Source organism: Roseateles microcysteis, from assembly GCF_036880965.1.
Lineage (GTDB): Bacteria > Pseudomonadota > Gammaproteobacteria > Burkholderiales > Burkholderiaceae_C > JAUASW01.
In genome coordinates this window covers 175163-196037 of record NZ_JBAJMV010000003.1, presented here as the reverse complement: position 1 = coordinate 196037, position 20875 = coordinate 175163, and the positions used below count along the sequence as shown (strand labels likewise).

Below are 20875 nucleotides of genomic sequence, written 5' to 3'. Positions count from 1 at the left end.
GCCGACGACGATAGACGCCCGCCGACGCGAGTCAGGCGGGCGTTGTTTTTACCAAGCTCTACGCCATGTCCACACCCATTCCCCTGACCCGCCACCAAGGCCTGGAAGCGCTGGAACTGCGCGCGCCCGATGGCGCAGCGGCCACGCTGCTCCTGCATGGCGCGCACCTGCTGTCGTGGACGCCGGCCGGCGCCGGCGAGCAGCTGTATCTGTCGCCCAGCAGTGCCTACGCCACGGGCCAGGCGGTGCGCGGCGGTGTGCCGGTGATCTTTCCGCAGTTCGCCGGTCGCGGCACCGGCTTGCGCCACGGCTTTGCACGCACCAAGCCCTGGCAGCTGGTCTCGGCCGAGGTGGGCAGCGACGACGCCATGGCCGTGCTCCGCCTGCAAGACGACGATGCCACGCGCCTCGTGTGGCCGCACCGCTTCGAGGCAGAGCTGTGCGTGCGCGTCGCCGGCCGCAGCCTCGAGATCGAGCTGGCCTGTGAGAACCGCGGCGAGGAGTCGTTCGACTTCACCGCCGCGCTGCACACCTACCTGGGCCTCGGCAGCCTGCTGGACGCGAGCGTGCGCGGCTTCTCGGGTCTGCATTACTGGGATTCGATCAAGAACAGCGAGCAGCGCCAGCGCGTCGACCTCCTGTTGCCCGAGCCTCCGCTGGACCGCATCTACCACCAGGTCGAGCAAGACCTGACCCTGACTGAGGAGCCAGTCGGCCGCCCGGGTCGCCGCGTCACGATCCGTCAGCAGGGCTTTGCCGATGCGGTGATCTGGAACCCTGGAGCCGAGGCTTGCGCCCAGCTGCCCGACATGCCCGATTCGGATTGGCAGCGGATGTTGTGCATCGAGGCTGCAGCGATTGACCGCCCGATCAGGCTAGAGCCCGGCGAAAGCTGGGCAGGCATGCAAAGCCTGGTCCTAGAGTAGGACCGGCGCGTCCGGAAGTTCGTTGCGGTTGGCCTCGCCGGCCGCCAGCGGGAAGTGCTGGAACAGCAGCTCGCTGACACTCTCCACCGCCTCGATCAGCCCGGCTTCAAACAGGCCGGCTCGGAACTGTTCGCGCATGCGGTCCACCATGCGCTGCCAGACCATGCTGTCGACCTTGTTCATGAGGCCGCGGTCGGCCACCAGTTCGATGCTGTGTTCGGCCAGCAGCAGATAGATCAGCACGCCGTTGTTGTTCTCCGTGTCCCAGACGCGCAGTTTGCCGAACAGGGCCACCGCCCGCTCGCGCGGCGTGGCATCGCGCATCAGGTAGGAGGTCGGCAAGCCGGCCTCGACGACCACACGCAGCTCGCCGCTGTGCAGCCGCTCCGAGGACTGGATACGCTGTTGCAGCGCTTCCATGGCGTGCGGTCCGAGCACGCGGCGCGAGTCGCCGGCATCGAGACTGCGATGCTTGACCAGGCGTTTCAGGCGTCGGAACCAGGCCATCACCAATCTCCCGAGGCGCCACCGCCACCAAAGTCGCCGCCACCGCCAGAGGAGAAGCCACCGCCATCGCTGCTGCTTCCTCCGCCGCCACTCCAGCTGCCTCCGCCACCCCAGATGATGGGCATGTCGCTGCCACCGCCATAGCGCCGGCCGATGCTGCGGCGCGAGGAGCCGATGCCCAGCACGCCCACCAGCACCAGCGACAGCAGTGCTGCCAGGCCGGCAATCCACCAGCTGTTGGCGATCAGCCATCCGACGCCGCCGACACCCACGCTGGTACCCAGGCTGCCGAGCTTGCGGCCGAGTATCGAAGTCAGCACTACACCGACGATGGGCACGCCGATGAAGAACAGCATGGCCAGGGTTTCGAAATCAAAGTCGCTGCCGCCTGTCGCAGCAGCCGGGCCCGACTTCGTGCTCGGGGCCGGCAACGCCTCGCCGCGGATCCGTGCCTGCAATTGATCAACCGCCTGGTTCAGGCCGCCGGCGTAGTCGCCCTTCTTGAAAGCGGGCGTGATCGCGTTCTGGATGATCTGGCGCGCGGCCAGGTCGGGCACGGCGCCTTCCAGCGCCTTGGCCACTTCGATGCGCACCTTGCGCTCGTTCTTGGCGACGATGATCAAGAGGCCGTCGCCAACATCGCGCCGGCCGATCTTCCAGGCATCGCCCACGCGCTGCGCGAAGGCGGCAATGTCTTCCGGCGCGGTGGCCGGCAGCATCAAGATGACGATCTGCGGGCCGGCCTGCTGCTCGAAGGCCGCCAGCTTGTTCTCCAGGCTGGTGACCTGCAGTGCATCCAGGGTGCCGGTCTGGTCGATCACGCGGGCGGTCAGCACCGGCACCGGGCGCAGCTCCTGCGCCCAGGCGGGCAGTGCCAGGGCCAGCAGCAGGGTGGCAAGCAGCCAGCGCATCAAGGGCCTACTTGGAAGCGGGCGCTGCAGGCGCTGCAGGCTTGTCGAAACTGACCGTCGGGGCCGCCGTGATGGCCGCTTCGTTCTGCACCTGGAAGTTGGGCTTCACCTGGTAGCCGAACATCATCGCGGTCAGGTTGTTCGGGAAGCTGCGAGCGTGCACGTTGTAGTCGGCCACCGACTTGATGTAGCGGTTGCGGGCCACAGTGATGCGGTTCTCGGTGCCTTCGAGCTGCACGCGCAAATCCTGGAAGCCCTGGTTGGCCTTCAGGTTCGGGTAGTTCTCGCTAACGACCAGCAGGCGCGACAGCGCGCTGGAGAGCTCGCCCTGCGCGGCCTGGAACTTCTTCAGCGCTTCCGGATCGCGGGCCAGCTCGGGCGTCACATTGATGCTGGTGGCCTTGGCCCGGGCCTCGACCACCTTGGTCAGCGTTTCCTGCTCGAAATTGGCTTCGCCCTTGACCGTGTTGACGATGTTGGGAATCAGGTCGGCGCGGCGCTGGTACTGGCTCAGCACCTCGCTCCAGCTCGCCGTGGTCTGTTCGTCCAGGCGCTGGAATTCGTTGTAGCCGCAGCCCGAGAGGCTCAGGGTGGCTGCGAGCAGGACGGTGGCACCGAGGCTGCGCTTCAGGGTCATGGTCATGTGTTTCTCCAGTGAGGGACGCCGCTGCAGATGGTGCCGGTCTGGCCTGCATCAAGTGCCGGCCGAGTATCGCAGCGGATAATGTTCGGATGACCGCAGTCCTGCAAAACGATACTTTCCTGCGCGCCTGCCTGCGCCAGCCGACCGACTACACGCCGCTGTGGCTGATGCGCCAGGCGGGCCGCTACCTGCCCGAGTACCGCGCCACCCGCGCCAAGGCTGGCAGCTTCATGGGCCTGGCCACCAACCGCGACTACGCCACCGAGGTGACGCTGCAGCCGCTGGAGCGCTATGCGCTGGACGCCGCGATTCTCTTCAGCGACATCCTGACCGTGCCGGATGCAATGGGCCTGGGCCTGTCGTTCGCGCAGGGCGAGGGCCCGAAGTTCGAGAAGGTCGTGCGCGACGAAGCCGCCGTGGCCGCCCTCGAAGTACCCGACATGAACAAGCTGCGCTATGTGTTCGACGCGGTGAGCTCGATCCGCCAGGCGCTGAACGGCCGCGTGCCGCTGATCGGCTTCTCCGGCAGCCCCTGGACCCTGGCCTGCTACATGGTCGAGGGCGGCGGCTCGGACGACTACCGCCACGTCAAGGCCCTGATGTATTCGCGCCCCGACCTGATGGAGCGCATCCTGGCTGTCAACGCCGAGGCGGTGGCGCAATACCTCAACGCCCAGATAGAAGCCGGCGCGCAAGCGGTGATGCTGTTCGACTCCTGGGGCGGCGTGCTGGCCGATGGCGCCTTTCAGCGCTTCAGCCTGGCCTACTCGCGCCAGGTGCTGGCCAAGGTCAAGACCGAACACGCGGGCCAGCGCATCCCGCGCATCCTTTTCACCAAGGGTGGCGGCCTGTGGCTGGACGAAATCGCCGATGCCGGCGCTGACGTGGTGGGCCTGGACTGGACGGTCAACCTGGCCCGCGCCCGCAAGCAGCTGAACGACCGCGTGGCCTTGCAGGGCAACCTGGACCCCAACGTGCTGTTCGCGCCGCCCGAGGCGATCGCCGAGCAGGCCAAGGCGGTGCTCGACAGCTTTGGCAACCCGCTGCGCGCCGATGGCTCCCATGGCGGCCATGTGTTCAATCTGGGCCATGGCATCAGCCAGTTCACGCCTCCCGAACATGTCAGCGCCCTGGTCGAAACGGTGCACAGCCATTCGCGCCGTTTGCGTGCCGGCGCCTGAGCGCGCCGCGGCGCGCCAATTCGTGAAGTAAGCACTCAGGGTTTGGACTTATCCCCAAATGTGTGCAAGCGACGTGCGGCTGCCGGCCATGCTGCGCCGCAAGTTCTCGTTTTCCCGATTGCGGGCTAAGTCCTTGATTTCCAAAGCAAGTACGCATTTCGCACAAGCGGAGCTCCAAGAGGCCGGAGCGTCAGCTTGTTCCACGGAGCAGGGCCTGTGCGTATCTTTCCCACAAAGTTATCCACAGCTTGTGGGAAAGCATTTCAATCCCTTGCAAATCATGGACTTGGGACGGAATGCTGAGCTTTCACCTGAGCGATGGCTTGAGCCATGAGCGAGCAGGCGCCGTCGCAGCTTTTGCCGCCGCTGCAGCGCTTGCGCGTCGCGGTTGACGCGCCCCAGCACAGCGGACTGACGGGCCCGCTGGACTACGCCAGTGAGCAGGCGCTCGCTCCAGGCAGCCTGGTGCGGGTGCCGCTGGGCCGGCGCGAGCTGCTGGGCGTGGTCTGGCCGGCTGCGCGTGAAGATGCGGCAACTGGCGCGGAATTTCCACTGCAAGACTTGCGGCCGGTCACGGCAGCGCTGGACGCGCTGCCGCCCCTGTCGGCGCACTGGTGCTCGCTGGTCGAATTCGCTGCGCTCTATTACCAGCGCAGCGTCGGCGAGTTGGCGGCTGCTGTCCTGCCGCCCCAGTTGCGGGAGCTCGAGCCCAAGCAATTGCAGCTCCGGCTCAAGAAGCTGGACAAGCTGGCCCTGCCGGTGCCCGCAGAGCCTGCCGCCAGGCCGGAGCTGAGCCCGGCCCAGGCTGAGGCGCTGGCTCAGCTCGATGAGCTGCTGGCACAGAACGGTACACAGTCGCCGCAGCCATTGCTGCTCTATGGCGTGACCGGCAGCGGCAAGACCGAGGTCTATCTGCGTGCCGCCGAGCATGCGCTGGCAGCCGGCCGCCAGGTGCTGGTGCTGGTGCCCGAGATCAACCTGACCCCGCAACTGGAAGCCCGCTTTGCCGAGCGCTTTGCAGGCACAGCCATGGTCTCGCTGCACAGCGGGCTCACGCCGGCCCAGCGTCTGCGCAATTGGCTGGCCGCGCATTTCGGGCGGGCGCAACTGGTGCTGGGCACGCGGCTGGCGGTGTTCGCCTCCATGCCCAAGCTTGGTCTGATCGTGGTCGATGAAGAGCACGACCCGTCCTACAAGCAGCAGGACGGCGCCCGCTACTCGGCGCGCGACCTCGCCGTCTACCGGGCGCATCTCGAGAAGCTGCCGGTGATTCTTGGCTCGGCCACGCCATCGCTTGAAAGTTGGCACAGAGCCGAAGAAGGGCGCTATCGCCGCTTGTCGATGCCGCAACGCATAGGCGGTGGCGCGCTACCCAAAGTGCGCCTGTTCGACATGAACAGCCTGCCGCGCAACAAGGGCGTTACCACGGCCTTGAGCAAACCGCTGATCGAAGCGCTGCGCCAGCGTCTTGAGCGGGGCGAGCAAAGCCTGATGTTCCTGAACCGGCGCGGCTATGCGCCGGTCCTGCACTGCCTGGAATGCGGCTGGAAGAGCGAATGCCCGCACTGCAGCGCCTTCCGCGTCTTCCACAAGCTGGACCGCACGCTGCGCTGCCACCACTGCGGTTTCACCGAGCGGGTGCCGCCCGCCTGCCCGGGCTGCGGCAATCCGGACATCGCGCCCCTGGGCCGCGGCACCGAGAAGCTGGAAGAGCAGTTGGCCGAGGCCTTGCCGGGCGCGCGCGTGGCCCGCATCGATGCCGACTCGACCAAGCTCAAGGGCTCGCTGGAAGCGCAGCTCGGTGCGGTGCATGCGGGCGAGGTCGACATCCTTGTCGGCACGCAGATGGTCACCAAGGGGCACGACTTCCGCCGCATCACCCTGGTTGCCGCGGTCAACCCCGATGGCGCCTTGTTCAGCAGCGATTTCCGCGCGCCCGAGCGGCTGTTCGCCTTGCTGATGCAGGCCGCCGGCCGCGCCGGCAGAGATGCTGAAGCTGCGGCGCGCAGCGAGATGTGGGTGCAGACCTGGCATCCTCAGCATGCGCTCTACCAGGCACTGACCACGCACGACTTCGAGCGCTTTGCCAGGAGTCAGCTGGAGGAGCGCCTCTCGGCCGGCTTGCCGCCGTTTGCGCATCTGGCCTTGCTGCGTGCAGAAGCCCGCACGGCCGAGGCCGCGAAGGCCTTCTTGCAGGCGGCGGCTGCCGTGGCTGCCGAACTCGATGGCGCCGGTCAGGTGCTCCTGTACGCGCCGGTGCCGATGCAGGTGGCGCGGGTTGCCAACATCGAGCGGCTCCAGATGCTGGTCGAATCAGAAAGCCGCGTCGCCCTGCAGCGGCTGCTGGCCGCCTGGCTGCCGGCGCTCGGCGCGCTCAAGCGCGAGCACAAGGGACTGATCCGCTGGGCGGTTGACGTGGATCCGTTGGCGATCTAGGCCTCGGCAGTCCTGAAGCTGCTGACCGTCTGCACCAAGGCCCCAGCCTGGCTGCGCATGCTCTCCGATGCAGCCGCCGACTGCTCGACCAGCGCGGCATTCTGCTGCGTGGCCTGCTCCATCTGGCTGACTGCCTGAGTGACCTGCGCAATTCCCCGCATCTGCTCAGAACTGGCCGCATTGATCTCCGCGACGATGTGGTCGACACGGGCGATGGCACCGACGACTTCCTCCATGGTCTTGCCGACCATGCTGGCTTGAGACGAGCCGCTTTCAATGCGTTCGACGCTGGTCTGTATCAGACCCTTGATCTGCTTGGCAGCCTCGGCTGATCGCTGCGCCAAGGCACGAACTTCACTGGCAACTACCGCAAAGCCGCGGCCTTGCTCACCCGCGCGCGCGGCCTCCACGGCGGCATTCAAGGCCAGGATGTTGGTCTGGAACGCGATGCCGTCGATCACACCGATGATGTCGACCACCTGTCGGGATGCCGCATCGATGGCCTTCATGGTTTCCATCATGCCCTCGACCACCGTGCCGCCTTGCTGGGCCGTGCCGCTGGCATCGGCCGCGAGTCTGCTGGCCTGTGCCGCGCTATCAGCGTTGCGTGAGGCCGCGTTGTTGATCGATTCCATGCTGGCTGCAGCCTGCTGCAGCGAAGCCGACTGATGCTCCGTCCGCTTGCTCAGGTCGGCATTGCCGCTGGCGATCTCGGTGCTGGCGCTGGCCACGTGTTCGGCGTTCGCGCGCACCTGCCCGACGAGTGTGCTGAGGCCGGTCTGCATCTGCTGCAATGCCTGCAGCAGCGGACTGAACTCATCACCCTGCTGTTCGATCATGGTCACCGTGAGGTCACCATCACGGACCCGCTCGGCGACCTGCTGAGCCGTGCCCACGCGCAGTCGCATCTGGCGGCCGACCCACCAGATGGAAACGGCCAGCAGGCTGACGCAGGCGACCACCATGCCCTCCAGCACGGACTCGATCTGCTGCGTGCGCTGGCCTGCTCCATCCAGCGCGGCCTCCAGCAATTCGGTCTGATACTTGACCGCCGGCCCGAGCACGCCCAGCACCTCGTTGCGGATCGGTACCGTGCGGTCCGCCAGGTAGGCGAAGGCCTCCGGCTTGCGGTCGTCGAGGATCAGCTGCACGTTGGCTTCGGCCACCTTCCAGAACTCTGCAAACTTCACCGGCAGCCCCTGATACAGCTGCCTGCCGCGCTCGGTGCTGAGATCGCGCTCGTAGGCCCGCAGGTCGTCTTCGATCAGTTGCCGCTTCCTGGCGATGTCTGACAAGGAGGCATCTCGTTCCTGTGTGTTGCGGGCCAGGATCGCGTGCCGGAGTTGCAGCGATGCGCGGGTCAGGTTCAGCTCCATCCGGTTCATGCGGGACAGCTGCGGGACGCTGGTCTGCTTGGTTCGCTGCGTCGTCGCCTCCACCTCGCCCATGGATATGCGGGCGTAGATGGCCACGCCCACCAGGGTCAGGCCGAGCAAGGCGGCGACGGCATAAAGGCGCCAGGTCAGGCTGCGGAAGTTGAGTTTCATGATGCAAGGCTCCAAGCCGGTGAAGTGCGAAATGCGGCTTAGAACGTGGTCCAGCTGTCTCCGTTGGTGCCGGTCTTGAGCGTGGGCTCGACTGGCGCGGCTTGGGTGAACGATTGGCGCTTGGCCGGTGTGGGCAGGCGGCTCACATTGGTGGCACGCTGGCTGCTGCGGCGCTCCTCGCCTTGCCAAGTTGTCGGAGCTGCCCTGACTGCCGTGGCCGCCGTCGCCGGCACGGCTGCGCTGCCGCCGACGCGGAATACCGCCACCGCACTCACCAGCTCCTGGGCCTGGACACGCAGGCTCTCCGCCGCTGCAGCGCTTTCCTCGACCAGGGCGGCGTTCTGCTGCGTGGCCTGATCCATCTGGCTCACGGCATCGCCGATCTGCGTCACGCCCGAGGTCTGCTCGGCACTGGCGGCACTGATTTCGCCCATGATGTCGGTCACGCGCTGGATCGCCTGGACCACTTCGCTCATGGTGGCGCCGGCCTGGTCGACCAGGCTCGTTCCCTGCTCCACGCGCTCTACGCTGGTGTTGATCAGGGTCTTGATTTCCTTGGCCGCGTCGGCACTGCGTTGGGCCAGGTTGCGCACCTCGCCGGCCACGACCGCGAAGCCGCGGCCCTGTTCGCCGGCGCGAGCTGCTTCCACGGCCGCGTTCAAGGCCAGGATATTGGTCTGGAAGGCGATGCCGTCGATCACGCTGATGATGTCGGCGATGCGCTTGGAGGCGTCGTTGATGCCCTTCATCGTGTCGACCACTTCGCTCACCACGGCACCACCGCGCTGGGCCACATCGCTGGCGTTGCGGGCCAGCTGGTTGGCTTGCTGGGCGTTGTCTGAGTTCTGCTTGACGGTGGAGCCCAGTTGCTCCATCGAGGCGGCCGTCTGTTGCAGGGCGCTGGCCTGCTCTTCGGTGCGGCTCGACAGGTCCTGATTGCCCTGGGCAATCTGGGCGCTGGCCGTGGCCACGCTGTCGGAGTTGCCGCGCACCGTGGTGACGATGCCGGCCAGAGCGCGCTGCATGCGTGCCACGGTAGCCATCGTGCTCTGCTCATCGCCGTTGCGTACCGGCACCGGCGTGGCCAGGTCCCCGTCGGCCACGCGCTGCACGGCCGCGCTCAGTTCGCCGGGCTCGGCACCCAGCGCGCGGTTGAGGTTGCGGGTCAGGCCCCAACCAACCAGGCCGCCGACCAGGCCCATCAGACCGGCCAGGGCCAGCATCAGCATGGCCGCAGATGTCGCTTCGTCGCTGGCCTTCTTGGCCAATTCACGTGAAAGCTCAGCCTGCATCATTGTCGAGTCGTCGATGGCCTTGAACAGGGCGTTCTGGTGAGCCCGCACCTCGGTGATCAGCAGCTCGCCGGCTTCCTCGGTCTTGCCCTGCTCTCCCAGGGCGACCACCTTGTCGAGCGCGCGGTTGTAGAGCGTTCGGGTGTCGGCAATCACCTTCAACAAGTCGCGCGACTTGGGGATGGTCAGCATCTTGTCGAGTTCCTGCGTCAGCGCATGGTTGGCCTGCCGCGCATCGGCAAGGATCTTCAGTTCGGCCGCCCGTTCGGCGGGGTCTTTTAGCAAGGCGAGGTTTCGCGCCGTGCGTGCCGCTGTATTCATGTTGTCCTTGACGTCCGTGAACTTGTCGACCTTGACCATGCGATCGTTCGCCAGTTCATTCACTTCGGCGGCGATAGAACGCAACTCCAGGGCGCCCATCAGGGCAATGCCGAGGCCCAGGGCGACAGCGGTACCAAATCCGAGGGCCAGGCGAGTGGAGACCTTCATGGTGCGCTTGTTCATGATGTGTATTCGTGCAGGTTGGTTTTGAGGGCGGTGAGGCTCTTGCGCACTCACTGCAGGACCGGCTGTACCAAGCCCATGGCCGCGCTGGACATCAGCTTCTCGATGTCCAAGAGGACCAGCATGCGAGCGTCGGAGCTGCTTTCGTCGGGCGTGCCGATGCCGGCGATGTAGCGGGCGTCGACGGTGTCGTTGAAGTCCGGGGCGGGCTTGATCTGCGAAGGCAGCAGGGCGATCACATCGCTGACCGAATCCACCACCACGCCGACGATGCGGTCGGCCAGATTGAGCACCACGGTGATGGTGAAGGCGTCATAGGCTGGCACCGGCAGGCCGAAGCTCAGGCGCAGGTCGATCACCGGCACGATCACGCCGCGCAGATTGACGAAGCCCTTGATGAAGTCGGGTGCGTTGGCGATGCGGGTCGGCGCCTCGTAGGAGCGAATCTCCTGCACGCAGCGCAGCTCGATGCCATAGGACACCCCGCCGAGTTGGCAGGTCAGCACTTCCAGCGGCCCGGCGGTAACGGCCGCATCGGCCATCGACGTCAGCGCGGTAGAGCGCTCCTGGACGGCGGGAATCAGGGCTGTATTCATGTCGGACACCTTTCAATCTGTTGGTGCCCTCATGTTAAATGATCAAAATGATTCTTCGATCATTTTGTTCGGCAATTTATCACATTTGCCAAAATTGCCAGCTATAGTTTGATTTCGATCAGGGATTTCCCGGAAGCCGCTGGCGCAAGGCTTGCCACTGAGCGAGGGATTGGGGCCAGTCGGCCTGCTCGGCGCTGTCCTCCAGCTGGCGCGCCAATTGCGACTCGGCGGCGTGACCGAGCGTCAGCAGCACGCTTTTCAAGCTGTGTGCCAGGCGGCGCAGAGCCAGCGTGTCGCGCTGCTCGCATGCCTGATCGCCCTGCTCGCGATCCAGCTCGAACTGGGACAGGCAGGCTGCCCTGAAGGTACGGTAGAGCGGTTCGTCACCACCGAAATGCTGGGCTACGGCCTGAGCCTGGTTCGCCGGCAATGCGCTGGTCGCTGCTACTGCGTCGTCAGCGGCAGCTGCGTTTGCACCTGCAGAAGGCGTCGCTTGCGTCAGGCCCAGCCCTTCCTGCACGCAGGTTTCCAGCTCCAGGATGCTGCACGGCTTGGCGAGCTGGCGCCAGACGCCAAGCTGGGCGAGGTGGTCCTGGACATCGCCGACCAGGCCGGCACTGAACACGGCGATGGGGGCGCCCTGGAGCAGGTCGGAACGCCCAGACAGCTCCTCGATCAGGTCCAGCCCGGAGCCGTCGGGGAGCATCAGATCGGAGATGAGCATCTGCACCGGCGCGGCGGCCAGCGTTGCCCGGGCTTCGGCCAGGGTGCTGGAGATCAGCAGGTCAAGATCTAGCTCTTCGAGCGCCATCCGAACCAGGTGCTGGATGGTCGGGTCATCTTCCAGCAGCAGCAGGCGCGGCCTTGGTTTCATGGGTGGGGCGAAGCCTCGACCAGGGCGGCCCTCAGAAGCGCCGGCAACTCGGTCACCAGACGCGGCTTGTGGATGACGGGCAGGCCCGCCAGGGCAAAGGCGTAGGGGGCCAACTGATCGCCTTCCAGCGAGGTGACCACTATCAGACGGCTTCGCGCGAATTGCGGCTGGGTCCGCAGGCTGGTGATCAGCGTCGCCCCGTCTATGCCGGGCAGCAGGATGTCGACGATCAGCACCTGCGGCTGGATCTGGCCGTACATCGTCAGGCCAACGATGCCATCCGATGCCGTGTGCAGCTGGATCTCCGGGAACTGCTGGTTCAGCAGCAGGGCGATGAGCTTCTGGTAGTGCGTCGAATCCTCGATCAGCAGCACCTGGGGTGCTGCCGAGGCGGGGCGCGTGCTGCGCGGCAGCACGGCCGGCGAGGGCTCAGCAACGCCGCCGCGCCGAGCCATGAAGGCTTCGATGGAGGCCCGCGATATGCGGCGATGGCCGCCCGGTGTCTTCCAGGCCTTCAGCTCTTCGCGATCAACCATCAGTTGCACCGAGCGCACGGCCATGCCCAGCACCTGGGCCACTTCCATGGTGCTGAAGTCGTTCTTGTTCGGGTCGAGCAGGGGGCGGTTTTGAGACATTGAGTAATTTTGCCGAATTTTCGTCGGCATCATAAAGCGAGTCTTGACGCCATTAAATGATAAATGTGATACTTCGCTTCATCAAATCTGAAAAAGCACCGGAGTAGCCACATGAAGAAGATCCTGATCGTCGATGACCACGTGGACATCCGTCGCCTGGTCCGCATGACCCTGGAGTTCGAGTCCTACGAGATCTTCGAGGCCGAGGACGGGGCCACGGCGCTGCTGCTGGCCGAGGCTGTGCGGCCCGACCTGGTGCTGCTGGACGTGATGATGCCGGGCGAGCTGGATGGCCTGGATGTCTGCTGCAAGCTCAAGAGCGACCCGATGCTGCTGAATCCCCGCGTCATCATGCTCAGCGCCCGGGGCCAGGCGCAAGACTGCTCGGCAGGCCGGCAGGCCGGCGCCGACGCCTACCTGGTGAAACCATTCAGTCCCCTGCAATTGATCGACGTGATCGCTCAGCAATGGGAGCACGCATGATTGCCGTCGCCCTCGACACCCCTTCCGGCACCGCGCGCAGCTTCGACGATGCGGCGGCGGCGCAGATGGAGCGCATCGTCACGGACCTCGGCCGTGTCTATCAGGAGCGCAACGAAGCCCTGCGCGAAGTGGCACGCGCCCATCACGAAGCGCTGCTGCGCCTGTCGCTGGCCGCAGAAATGCGCGATGACGATACCGGTGTGCACATCACCCGCATCGGCCACCTGGCGGAAGGCCTGGCGCTGGCGCTGGGCGAAAGCAAGGACTTCGCGCGCGAACTGCGCCTGGCCGCCCCCATGCATGACATCGGCAAGATCGGCGTGCCCGACCTGGTGCTGAAGAAGCCGGGCTCCTACACGGCGGACGAGCGGCAGGTCATGAACCAGCACCCCATCATCGGTGCGCAAATCCTGGGGCGATCGCGAATCAGGCTATTCCAGCTGGCTGCCGAGGTGGCCATGACCCATCACGAGCGCTGGGACGGCAGTGGCTATCCGCTGGGTCTCGCGGGCGAGGCGATTCCGCTGTCGGGCCGCATCGTCGCGGTCGTCGATTTCTTTGATGCCTTGACCATGGACCGCTGCTACCGCGAGGCCTTCAGCGACGAGGTGGCGCTCAAGATGCTGGCCGAGCAGCGCGGCCTGGCTTTCGATCCTCGCGTGGTGGAGTGCATGCTGGCCCATGCGCCGTTGCTGATCGCCCTGCGCGACGCCATCAACCGCAACCCTCCCGACCTCTTAAACCTGACCGTTCCAGACTGAGCCGCGACACACAACTGGTACAAGGACGACTTCATGAGAAAACTCAAGATCACCGTGGCCTGCGTGATTCTGGTGTCGATGCTGGCAAGCTTGCTCGCCTTCGGCACCCGACCAGCCCAAGCGCAATCAGTGCAGGCCGGTGCCAGCACGCTGGAGCGGGTGCGCAGCAGCGGCAAGCTGCGTGTCTGCATCTGGCCCGACTACTACGGCATTACTTACCGCAACCCGCGCAACGACAAGCTGGAGGGCATCGATATCGAACTGTCTGCAGAGCTGGCACGTGATCTCAAGGTCAAGCTTCAGTATGTGGAGTCGTCGTTCCCGCAGCTGGTCGAGGACCTGAAGAGCGAGCGCTGCGATGTGGCCATGTTTGCGGTGGGCATGCTGCCGCAGCGCAAGGCCGTGCTGGACTTCACCCAGCCCTACCTGCAAAGCGACATCTATGCGGTCACCACGCGTGCCAACCGCGTGGTGCGCCAATGGTCGGACCTGGACAAGCCCGGCGTCGTCGTCGCGGTGCAGGCCGGCACCTTCATGGAGCCTGTGATGGCCCAGGCGCTGAAACAGGCCACGCTGCGCACGGTCAAGCCGCCCGAGACCCGGGAGCGCGAGCTGGAAGCGGGCCGGGTCGACGCCTTCATGACCGACTATCCCTACAGCCGGCGCCTGCTCGACAACGCCGACTGGGCGCGCCTGGTGGCGCCGCCGCAGCCCTTTTTCGTTCTGCCCTACGCCTATGCGATCAAGCAGGGCGACGCTCCCTGGCTGGCACGCCTCAACGAATTCGTGGCCACCATCAAGCGTGACGGCCGCCTGAGCGCTGCAGCTGGGCGCAATGGCTTGAGCGACATCGTCGTTCGCTGAACTCGGACCATGCTCCGCGAGACACGCTTCCTGCGAAATGTCGTCCTGGCCTCCGCCAGCGGCGCGGCGCTGGTGGTGGTGCTCGGCCTGAGTGCGCTGGCCTGGTACCAGCGCGCCGAGGCCCTGGGCAACGGCCGCGCGCGGGCGGAACTGCTGGCTGACGTGTTGCAGGACCAGGCGAGCCGAACGGTGGAATCGGCGGCCGTGGCCTTGCGCGCGCTGGGCGACAGCCTGCAGGCCCGGAGCCAGCCAGACCCGGCCCATGAGCAGGCACTGCTGTCGCAGTCACTGCTGGGCCTGAGCTCGGTGCGCAGCCTTGCGCTGGTCGACGAGTCCGGTCTGGTGCTGGCCAGCTCGGAACCGCGTGACGTCGGTGTGCGCCTGCCGCTAGCCGAGCTGGAGTCGCTGCCCGCAGCCGGCCGCAGCAAGCTGCTGAGCCTGCAAACCGGGCGCGCCCTGGCCGACATGCGCAACAGCGGCGCGAGCCACCGTGTCAGCTTCCTGCCGCTGTGGCATCGCATGGCGTCGGGCAGGCTGCTGGTCGCCTTGATCAATCCCGACACCATGGCCACCTATCAGCAGACGGTTGCGGACCGCAGTGCGATGCAGGCGCTGCTGGTCAGTTACCAGGGCCAGGTCTTGACTGCAACGGAGCAGTTGCCCATGGAGGTGGGCAGTTCGCTGGCCAGTCATCCGGTCCTGGCTCTTCTGATCGGCCGGCAGGAGCATGGCAGCTACCTGGGCGATGGCGTGGTCGCGGGCCGCCAGATCGTGGCTTGGCGCGGCTCGCGCAGCCAGCCCTTCCTGATGCTGATCGAACAGCCGCAGGCCTTGGCACTGCAATCTTGGTACCAGGGTGTTTGGAAGCTGGCCGGTCTCGGCCTGCTCATGCTGACCCTGCTGGTGGCGGCCAGCTTCGTGGCGTTGCGCAGCCTGCGTGGCCGCATGCTGGCCGTGCAATCGGCGCAGAAGGCCCATGAGAAGGTGGCCCTGCGCGAGCGCGAGATGAGCGTGGTGCTCAAGAGCGTGCAGGAGCTGATCTTTCGGGCCGGACACGGCGGCGTGCTGACCTTCGTCAATGCACGCTGGGGCGCGGTCACGCAGGACCGTGCCGAGCTGGCCGTCGGCCGCCGCCTGCAGGACCTGGTCGAGCCGGCCGATGCCGCGAAGGCCGCCGGACTGTTCGACCCCGATGATCGCCCTGGCCCGCGCACCGCGCAGATCGGCCTGCGCAGCGCCGAAGGTGGGCTGAGGCAGTATGAGGTCGCGGTCGTGCCGCTCTATGCCAAGCAGCACCTGGTCGGTTTTGCCGGCAGCGCGGTGGACGTGACCGAGCGCGAGGTGGCCCAGCACCAGCTGCAGCGGCAGCTGGCCTTCACCGGCTTGCTGCTTGAAGTGAGCCCGCAGCCGATCTCGCTGGTCGACATGCAGGGGCAATACGTGACGGTAAATCGTGCCTGGGAGGCCTTCACCGGGCTCAAGCGCGAGCAGTTGATAGGCAGCCAGTTCGGCTCCACGCTGAGCATGGCTGACAGGCAGGTGCACGAGCGGCACGATGCCCAATTGCTCGCCGAGGGCGGCACGCTGCGCTACGAGGCCCGCATGAAGCATGCAGACGGCCAGCCGCGCGACATGCAGGTCACCAAGGTGCTGCTGCTGGACGAGCAGGGCGGGCCGGCCGGCATCCTGAACACGCTGATGGACGTCAGCGAGTTCCGGGAGGCCGAACGCGCCACCCGCGAGGCGCGCGATGCGGCCGAAGAGGCCTCGCGCGCCAAGTCGGAGTTCATCGCCAACATCAGCCACGAACTGCGCACGCCGCTGCAGTCCATCCTCGGCTTCTCGGAACTGGGCGTGGCGCGGGGCCGCGATTCGCCCCGGCTGGTGACCATGTTCGAGAGCATCCATGCCTCGGGCCAGCGCATGCTGGCCCTGGTGAACGACCTGCTCGACGTCTCCAAGATCGAAAGCTCGGTCGGCACCTTCCACATGGAGCGCTGCGACCTGCGTGCCCACATTCGCAGCGTGGCCCGCGAGTTCGACCCGCTCTTGCAGCCACGCCGCCTGCAGCTTGACTGCGTCATCAGCGAGCAGCCGCTGAGCGCCAAGGTCGACCCGCTGCGCTTCCAGCAGGTGGTGCGCAATGTGCTGGCCAATGCAGTCAAGTTCAGCCCGGACGGCAGCAACATCGAATTGGCAGCGTCCCTGCACGAGGACGGCCAGATCCACATCGACATCGCCGACCGTGGGCCGGGCATACCGCCGGGCGAGCTCGAGGCGATCTTCGATGCCTTCGTGCAGTCCAGCAAGACCAAGGATGGCTCGGGGGGCACCGGCCTCGGCCTGGCCATCTGCCGCAAGATCGTCGAGCTGCACAAGGGCAGCATCCAGGCCAGCAACCGCGAAGGGGGTGGCGCGCTGTTCAGCATCGTGCTGCCGGGCCGCGGCGATGCGGAAACCGGCTTCACGACCACCTATTGAGCGCCGCTCTCAGGGACGCGGTTCGCCCAGGTGCTGCCTGAGCCAGTGGCTCATTTCCCATTGTGTGTGGCCGACCGACTCGCGCGCGGCGTAGCCGTGCGCTTCATAGGGCAGGGAGACGAAGCGCACCGTGCCACCGAGGCCGGCGAGCGCGTGGTAGAGGCGTTCGCTCTGCAGGGGCGTGGTGCCGGAGTTGTTGTCCGCGTCGCCGTGGACCAGCAGCAGCGGCTCCTTGATCTGCTGCGCATACAGCAGGGGCGAGAGGCGCAGATAAGTTTCGCGCGAGTCCCACAGCGAGCGCCGCTCGCTCTGGAAGCCGAAGGGCGTCAGCGTGCGGTTGTAGGCGCCGCTGCGGGCGATGCCGGCCTTGAACAGGTCGGTGTGGGCCAGCAGGTTCACGGCCATGAAGGCGCCGTAGCTGTGCCCGCCAATGGCCACCTTCTTCGGGTCGGTTACGCCCAGCGATTCGGCCTTGTCCAGGATGGCTCGGGCATTCATCGTGATCTGCTCGATGAAGCCGTCGTTGATGCTGCGGATGTCGCCAACCACCGGCATCGTGGCGTCCGACAGCACCACGAAGCCGTCCAGCGCCAGCAGCTGCGGCGCCAGGCCCGAGTAGCGTGCGAAGCGGCTGGTGGCGCCGCTGATCTGGCCGGCCAGCGTCGGGTCGTTGAACTCCAGCGGATACGACCACACCAGCGTCGGGCGGCGTTCGCCTTCCTTATAGTCGGGCGGCAGGTTGAGCCAGAACGACATCTCCACACCGTCGGCGCGCTTGAAGCTGACGAACTCGCGGTGGATGCGGCGCAGCGACGGCGTCGGGTCGCGCATCTGTGTCAGGGCATGCAGGCCGGCGCTATCGCGCAGGAAGATATTGGGTGGCTCGGACGGGCTCTCGCGACTGAGCAGCAGGCGGTTGCCCTCCAGTAGCGCGAGCGGCTGCTCATAGACGGTTTCGGACGACTGGAACACATGGGCGCTCAGGCCGTCGCGCAGCGAAAGGCGGTCCAGGAAGGGCTGCTCACCCTTGGGCTTGAAGCCGGCGCCCAGCATGTAGATGTCGCCTTGCGGCGAGGTGCGAATCACGCTGTGGCCGTTCGTGAGTATGCGCATCAGCGGCACGCCGGGGTGGCGATAACGCTCACGCTGCGCGTACTCGAACAGCGGCTTGCTTTGCGTGCCGTTGAGCGGTAGCAGATAGGTGCGGACCCAGGCGCGGTTGCGGTCGGTTTCGGTCAGCAGCGCCTGCTGGCCATCGTCCAGGAAGCGCAATTGCGTGAAGCGATGCGGCATGCGCTGCACTTCGCGCGCTTCACCGGTGAAAGGCGGGTCCAGGCGCATCAGGCGGTCGCGGAACGGTACTCGCGCATTGGAGTTGCCGCCGTCCAGCGCCTCGATCCAGTAGACCGCCGCGTCCTTGCTGGGCGAGGGATAGAAGACCCGCGGGCCGATCAGCACGCCGTCGATTGCCACGCCCTTGCGCATCGGCATGCGCGTCAGTTCCTTGAGCACGCGGCCTTCGCGCGAGCGCACTTCCACGACGGTGGGGAAGTCATCCCAGGTCAGGTCGTAGCTGAAGGGGCGGGCGACCCGCTCGGTCAAGAGGTACTGCGGTGTGCCGGGCGCGCCGACGCTGCTGATGCTTGCGTAGAGCTGGGGCTCGCCGACCTCGCGCACCGCGCCGGTGGCGACATTGACCAGCACCATCTGCGAACGAGCGTGGTACTCGAACAGCGACTCGTCGTAGGGCGACTGCAGCAGGTCGGCGTAGTTGCGCTCCGGCGAGGCGCGGCCGCTGGCCTCCTGCACGGCGGGGCGAGGCGTCGGTTTCGGTGGCGGGCCGCGGCGGGCCACGCTCAAGACCAGCAGCTCCTGCGGATTGAGCCAGGCCTGCTCGCCCTGGCCCAGCGCATTGTTGAGCCTCAGCCCGGCGATGGCGCGCAGCCGGCCGCTGGCGGTATCGCCGACCCAGAGCTCGTTGGCCTGTTCCATCCGGCGCTCCAGGACGAAGCGCTGGCCGTCGGGCGCCCAGGCGAAGCTGTGGAAGGCGCCGCCGGCGGGCAGCTCGATGGTCCGCTCCGGCGCATCGGAGCTGTTCAAGGCACGCAGCCGCAAGCGCTGCAGCACCTGCAAGGGCTGCGGCGTGCCGCTGCCGGGCTCGAAGCGCAGGCCTGCCAGGCGCAGCACCGGCCGGGCCAGTTCGTCGATGCCCGGATAGGGGCGGATGTCCATCAGCGCCAGCGTCTGCTGGTCGGGCGAGACCCAGGGCCGCGGCGGCACCGGTGCATCGAGCACCTGGCGGATGGCGGTGCTGGGCTGCAGATAGCCGGCCGGCTCCTGCGCCTGCGCCGCGCCGAGCGCGAGGCTAAGCAGCAGCGGCGCGAGCCACAGGGTTCGGCGCGGCATGCTCATGTCGATCAGCGGCGGGCTTGCGCGGATTGCAGCCGGCGCAGCACCGGCGCGTTCAACTCGCGGGTATGGCGGTTCCAGGCGCGGGTCAGCTTGTCGATGTCGGCCTGCAGCCTCTGCGCCAGGGCCTGGTCGCCGCGCTCCAGCGCCCAGATCGCATACTCGGCGTGCGCCTCGAAACTGCCGAAGCGATGCAGGCCGTTCTCGAACTCGCTGCGGGCGGCGTCCTGCTGGCCATCTGCCGCCAAGGCACGGGCCAGCAGCAGGCTCAGTTGATCGGCGCGGAAGCCCGGCTGCTCGTTGCGGATGGCTTGCAGATGGGCCACGGCGCGCGCGGCCTGGCCGCTTTCAAGCCAGGCGCGGGCAGCACCGAACTTGATCTCGGCATCGCTGGCGAACGGGCCCTTGAGGCAGGTCTCGAAGGCCTGCGCTGCTTCGGCGGGCTGGCCGGCCTCGAGCAAGGCCTGGGCCAGGCGCATCTGGTTCTGGGCCGTCGGTGTGCCTTCGAGCGCCGCACGGGCTTCGCGCAGCTCGCGCCCTGGGTCCAGCGAGCGGGCGGCGGCTGCCACGGTGCGTTGGGCACCGCGCTGCAGTCGCGAGCCGGGCAGGTAGACCGCCGCGAAATAGACGATGCTGCCCAGCAAGGGGAACATGAAGAGGATCAGCATCCAGTACATGGGCTGACCGTTGCGGATGGCGTGGATGGCGAAGAAAAGCGCGACCAGCACATGCAGGCCGACTCCGATGAAAGGCATGGTTTGAGGCTCCCCGGGGCTGTCGAATCTTGTGGCCGCTATTGTGCCGCCGCCGTTGCTGCCGGCCGTATCAAGAGCCAGGCCAGCGCGGTGAAGCTCAGGAAGGCCAACACTGTCGAGGCCATGATGATGCGTGCCACGCGGCCGTTGTCGGCGCCATAGCGCTCGGCCAGCAGTGAGACATTGCTCGCGCTGGGCAAGGCGGCGGCCAGCACGAGCACCAGCAACTGGAATTCGCTCAGCGGCAGGCCGAAGCGCCGCCCCACCAGGCCCAGGCTCCAAACCAGCGCCGGATGCAGGATCAGCTTGATCAGCGCCACCGGCAGATAAAGCGCGACCGGCGTGCGCCCCTGGGCATGCCGGCCCGAGCGCCAGAGCACGGCGCCGATGGTGAACAGGGCGACCGGTGATGCGGCGTCACCCAGCATGCGGATCACGGTGTCCAGCGGCCCGGCCGGATGCAGGCCGGTGGCCGAGGCCAGGATGCCCAGTGCAATCGACCAGGGCAGCGGATTGGACAATGCGCCTCGCAGCGCTTGCGCCAGTGCGGCGCCGGCCGTCGCAGGCCGGCCGTCGGCGCGCGGGTCGTGGGCGCTGGCCAAGGCCACGCACAGGGAACTCGTTACAAAGAGATCGGCCAGCACGGTGCAGATCACCGGTCCGGCGGCGTTCTGGCCCAGCAGCGCCACGAGCAGAGGCACGCCCATGAAGCCGGTATTCGGGAATGCGGCCACCAGGGCACCGAAGGCGGCGTTCTTCATGTCGACGCGGGGCGAGCGGGTCAGGGCGATGGTCAGTCCGACGATGGCCAGGGCCACACTCGCATACAGGCCCAGCATGGCCGGGTTCAGGAGCTCCAGCACCGGCGTGTTCATGCCGAAGCCGAACAGCATGCAGGGCAGGGCGAAGAACAGCACGAAGCCGTTGAGCCCCGGAATGGCGCTTTCGGCCAGCACACCGCGCGAAGCCGCCAGGTAGCCGCACAGCACCAGGGCGAAGAAGGGCAGGGTGACGGCCAGGATTGCTTGCATCGGCCGCGAGTATCGCAAGCCGGCTTGCCCCCTCACACG

General features: G+C 66.8%; 18 protein-coding genes. 7 read left to right on the top strand and 11 right to left on the bottom strand.

The genetic code is table 11. From position 1 onward, the window contains the following. The first annotated feature begins 65 nt into the window (after positions 1 to 65). Positions 66 to 926 carry a D-hexose-6-phosphate mutarotase gene (locus tag V3596_RS09885; RefSeq protein ID WP_334277553.1) on the top strand — a complete coding sequence of 287 codons (861 nt, stop codon included), beginning with the start codon at positions 66 to 68 and terminating at the stop codon, positions 924 to 926. On the opposite strand, the gene V3596_RS09880 is transcribed toward V3596_RS09885, so the two are convergent. From V3596_RS09880 to V3596_RS09870, 3 genes are read right to left on the bottom strand one after another with little or no spacing between them, the layout of a single operon-like run. Beyond that, positions 918 to 1433: a TPM domain-containing protein gene (locus V3596_RS09880; RefSeq protein WP_334277552.1), complete on the bottom strand. Its 516-nt coding sequence runs from the start codon at positions 1431 to 1433 to the stop codon at positions 918 to 920. The genes V3596_RS09885 and V3596_RS09880 overlap by 9 nt on opposite strands. Next, the gene (locus V3596_RS09875; RefSeq protein ID WP_334277551.1) at positions 1433 to 2344 is read right to left on the bottom strand and encodes a TPM domain-containing protein; all 912 of its coding nucleotides are present in this window, start codon (positions 2342 to 2344) and stop codon (positions 1433 to 1435) included. Before V3596_RS09875 ends, V3596_RS09880 begins: the two co-directional genes overlap by 1 nt. Before the next feature lie 7 nt (positions 2345 to 2351). After that, positions 2352 to 2981 carry a LemA family protein gene (locus tag V3596_RS09870; protein ID WP_395386799.1) on the bottom strand — a complete coding sequence of 210 codons (630 nt, stop codon included), beginning with the start codon at positions 2979 to 2981 and terminating at the stop codon, positions 2352 to 2354. A gap of 95 nt (positions 2982 to 3076) precedes the next feature. On the opposite strand from V3596_RS09870, the gene hemE reads away from it, so the two are divergent. Beyond that, positions 3077 to 4168, top strand: coding sequence for a uroporphyrinogen decarboxylase (gene hemE, locus V3596_RS09865; protein WP_334277549.1), 1092 nt, complete (start codon positions 3077 to 3079; stop codon positions 4166 to 4168). A 330-nt stretch (positions 4169 to 4498) separates the two neighbouring features. Then, the gene (locus tag V3596_RS09860) at positions 4499 to 6604 is read left to right on the top strand and encodes a primosomal protein N' (protein ID WP_334277548.1); all 2106 of its coding nucleotides are present in this window, start codon (positions 4499 to 4501) and stop codon (positions 6602 to 6604) included. On the opposite strand, the gene V3596_RS09855 is transcribed toward V3596_RS09860, so the two are convergent. The 5 genes from V3596_RS09855 to V3596_RS09835 form a co-directional block, all read right to left on the bottom strand. After that, positions 6601 to 8151: a methyl-accepting chemotaxis protein gene (locus V3596_RS09855; RefSeq protein ID WP_334277547.1), complete on the bottom strand. Its 1551-nt coding sequence runs from the start codon at positions 8149 to 8151 to the stop codon at positions 6601 to 6603. The two genes, V3596_RS09860 and V3596_RS09855, sit on opposite strands and share 4 nt — an antisense overlap. Positions 8152 to 8189: 38 nt before the next feature. Beyond that, on the bottom strand, positions 8190 to 9947 hold the full coding sequence (locus tag V3596_RS09850) for a methyl-accepting chemotaxis protein (RefSeq protein WP_334277545.1): 1758 nt from the start codon (positions 9945 to 9947) through the stop codon (positions 8190 to 8192). 50 nt (positions 9948 to 9997) lie between these two features. Further along, positions 9998 to 10543 carry a chemotaxis protein CheW gene (locus V3596_RS09845; RefSeq protein ID WP_334277544.1) on the bottom strand — a complete coding sequence of 182 codons (546 nt, stop codon included), beginning with the start codon at positions 10541 to 10543 and terminating at the stop codon, positions 9998 to 10000. A 118-nt stretch (positions 10544 to 10661) separates the two neighbouring features. Beyond that, a complete protein-coding gene (locus tag V3596_RS09840; RefSeq protein WP_334277543.1) occupies positions 10662 to 11417 on the bottom strand; it encodes a response regulator in 756 nt (251 codons plus the stop codon). Then, positions 11414 to 12052: a response regulator gene (locus V3596_RS09835; RefSeq protein WP_334277542.1), complete on the bottom strand. Its 639-nt coding sequence runs from the start codon at positions 12050 to 12052 to the stop codon at positions 11414 to 11416. The genes V3596_RS09840 and V3596_RS09835 overlap by 4 nt, the downstream gene beginning before the upstream one ends. Before the next feature lie 111 nt (positions 12053 to 12163). Here V3596_RS09835 and V3596_RS09830 point away from each other — a divergent pair, with 111 nt between their 5' ends. The 4 genes from V3596_RS09830 (at position 12164) to V3596_RS09815 (ending at position 16641) form a co-directional block, all read left to right on the top strand. Next, positions 12164 to 12535: a response regulator transcription factor gene (locus V3596_RS09830; protein WP_334277541.1), complete on the top strand. Its 372-nt coding sequence runs from the start codon at positions 12164 to 12166 to the stop codon at positions 12533 to 12535. After that, positions 12532 to 13296: an HD-GYP domain-containing protein gene (locus V3596_RS09825; RefSeq protein ID WP_334277540.1), complete on the top strand. Its 765-nt coding sequence runs from the start codon at positions 12532 to 12534 to the stop codon at positions 13294 to 13296. The genes V3596_RS09830 and V3596_RS09825 overlap by 4 nt, the downstream gene beginning before the upstream one ends. Before the next feature lie 78 nt (positions 13297 to 13374). Next, positions 13375 to 14160 carry an ABC transporter substrate-binding protein gene (locus V3596_RS09820; RefSeq protein ID WP_416383980.1) on the top strand — a complete coding sequence of 262 codons (786 nt, stop codon included), beginning with the start codon at positions 13375 to 13377 and terminating at the stop codon, positions 14158 to 14160. A gap of 9 nt (positions 14161 to 14169) precedes the next feature. Continuing rightward, positions 14170 to 16641, top strand: coding sequence for a sensor histidine kinase (locus V3596_RS09815; RefSeq protein WP_334277538.1), 2472 nt, complete (start codon positions 14170 to 14172; stop codon positions 16639 to 16641). A 9-nt stretch (positions 16642 to 16650) separates the two neighbouring features. Here V3596_RS09815 and V3596_RS09810 read toward each other — a convergent pair whose 3' ends face one another. From V3596_RS09810 to V3596_RS09800, 3 genes are read right to left on the bottom strand one after another with little or no spacing between them, the layout of a single operon-like run. Continuing rightward, entirely contained in the window at positions 16651 to 19047 is a 2397-nt protein-coding gene (locus tag V3596_RS09810) for an alpha/beta hydrolase family protein (protein WP_334277537.1), read from the bottom strand. A gap of 11 nt (positions 19048 to 19058) precedes the next feature. After that, the gene (locus V3596_RS09805) at positions 19059 to 19805 is read right to left on the bottom strand and encodes a tetratricopeptide repeat protein (protein ID WP_334277536.1); all 747 of its coding nucleotides are present in this window, start codon (positions 19803 to 19805) and stop codon (positions 19059 to 19061) included. Between the two features lie 38 nt (positions 19806 to 19843). Beyond that, on the bottom strand, positions 19844 to 20836 hold the full coding sequence (locus V3596_RS09800) for an AEC family transporter (RefSeq protein ID WP_334277535.1): 993 nt from the start codon (positions 20834 to 20836) through the stop codon (positions 19844 to 19846). Between the last annotated feature and the right edge of the window lie 39 nt (positions 20837 to 20875).

What these genes read in the sequence shown, in the direction of transcription:
- V3596_RS09820 (WP_416383980.1), top strand. Translation starts at nt 13,375, where the DNA reads ATGCTGGCAAGCTTGCTCGCCTTCGGCACCCGACCAGCCCAAGCGCAA.
- V3596_RS09885 (WP_334277553.1), top strand. Translation starts at nt 66, where the DNA reads ATGTCCACACCCATTCCCCTGACCCGCCACCAAGGCCTGGAAGCGCTG.
- V3596_RS09825 (WP_334277540.1), top strand. Translation starts at nt 12,532, where the DNA reads ATGATTGCCGTCGCCCTCGACACCCCTTCCGGCACCGCGCGCAGCTTC.
- V3596_RS09855 (WP_334277547.1), bottom strand. Translation starts at nt 8,151, where the DNA reads ATGAAACTCAACTTCCGCAGCCTGACCTGGCGCCTTTATGCCGTCGCC.
- V3596_RS09810 (WP_334277537.1), bottom strand. Translation starts at nt 19,047, where the DNA reads ATGCCGCGCCGAACCCTGTGGCTCGCGCCGCTGCTGCTTAGCCTCGCG.
- V3596_RS09860 (WP_334277548.1), top strand. Translation starts at nt 4,499, where the DNA reads ATGAGCGAGCAGGCGCCGTCGCAGCTTTTGCCGCCGCTGCAGCGCTTG.
- V3596_RS09815 (WP_334277538.1), top strand. Translation starts at nt 14,170, where the DNA reads ATGCTCCGCGAGACACGCTTCCTGCGAAATGTCGTCCTGGCCTCCGCC.
- V3596_RS09800 (WP_334277535.1), bottom strand. Translation starts at nt 20,836, where the DNA reads ATGCAAGCAATCCTGGCCGTCACCCTGCCCTTCTTCGCCCTGGTGCTG.
- V3596_RS09875 (WP_334277551.1), bottom strand. Translation starts at nt 2,344, where the DNA reads ATGCGCTGGCTGCTTGCCACCCTGCTGCTGGCCCTGGCACTGCCCGCC.
- V3596_RS09835 (WP_334277542.1), bottom strand. Translation starts at nt 12,052, where the DNA reads ATGTCTCAAAACCGCCCCCTGCTCGACCCGAACAAGAACGACTTCAGC.
- V3596_RS09880 (WP_334277552.1), bottom strand. Translation starts at nt 1,433, where the DNA reads ATGGCCTGGTTCCGACGCCTGAAACGCCTGGTCAAGCATCGCAGTCTC.
- V3596_RS09870 (WP_395386799.1), bottom strand. Translation starts at nt 2,981, where the DNA reads ATGACCCTGAAGCGCAGCCTCGGTGCCACCGTCCTGCTCGCAGCCACC.
- V3596_RS09850 (WP_334277545.1), bottom strand. Translation starts at nt 9,947, where the DNA reads ATGAACAAGCGCACCATGAAGGTCTCCACTCGCCTGGCCCTCGGATTT.
- V3596_RS09840 (WP_334277543.1), bottom strand. Translation starts at nt 11,417, where the DNA reads ATGAAACCAAGGCCGCGCCTGCTGCTGCTGGAAGATGACCCGACCATC.
- V3596_RS09845 (WP_334277544.1), bottom strand. Translation starts at nt 10,543, where the DNA reads ATGAATACAGCCCTGATTCCCGCCGTCCAGGAGCGCTCTACCGCGCTG.
- hemE (WP_334277549.1), top strand. Translation starts at nt 3,077, where the DNA reads ATGACCGCAGTCCTGCAAAACGATACTTTCCTGCGCGCCTGCCTGCGC.
- V3596_RS09830 (WP_334277541.1), top strand. Translation starts at nt 12,164, where the DNA reads ATGAAGAAGATCCTGATCGTCGATGACCACGTGGACATCCGTCGCCTG.
- V3596_RS09805 (WP_334277536.1), bottom strand. Translation starts at nt 19,805, where the DNA reads ATGCCTTTCATCGGAGTCGGCCTGCATGTGCTGGTCGCGCTTTTCTTC.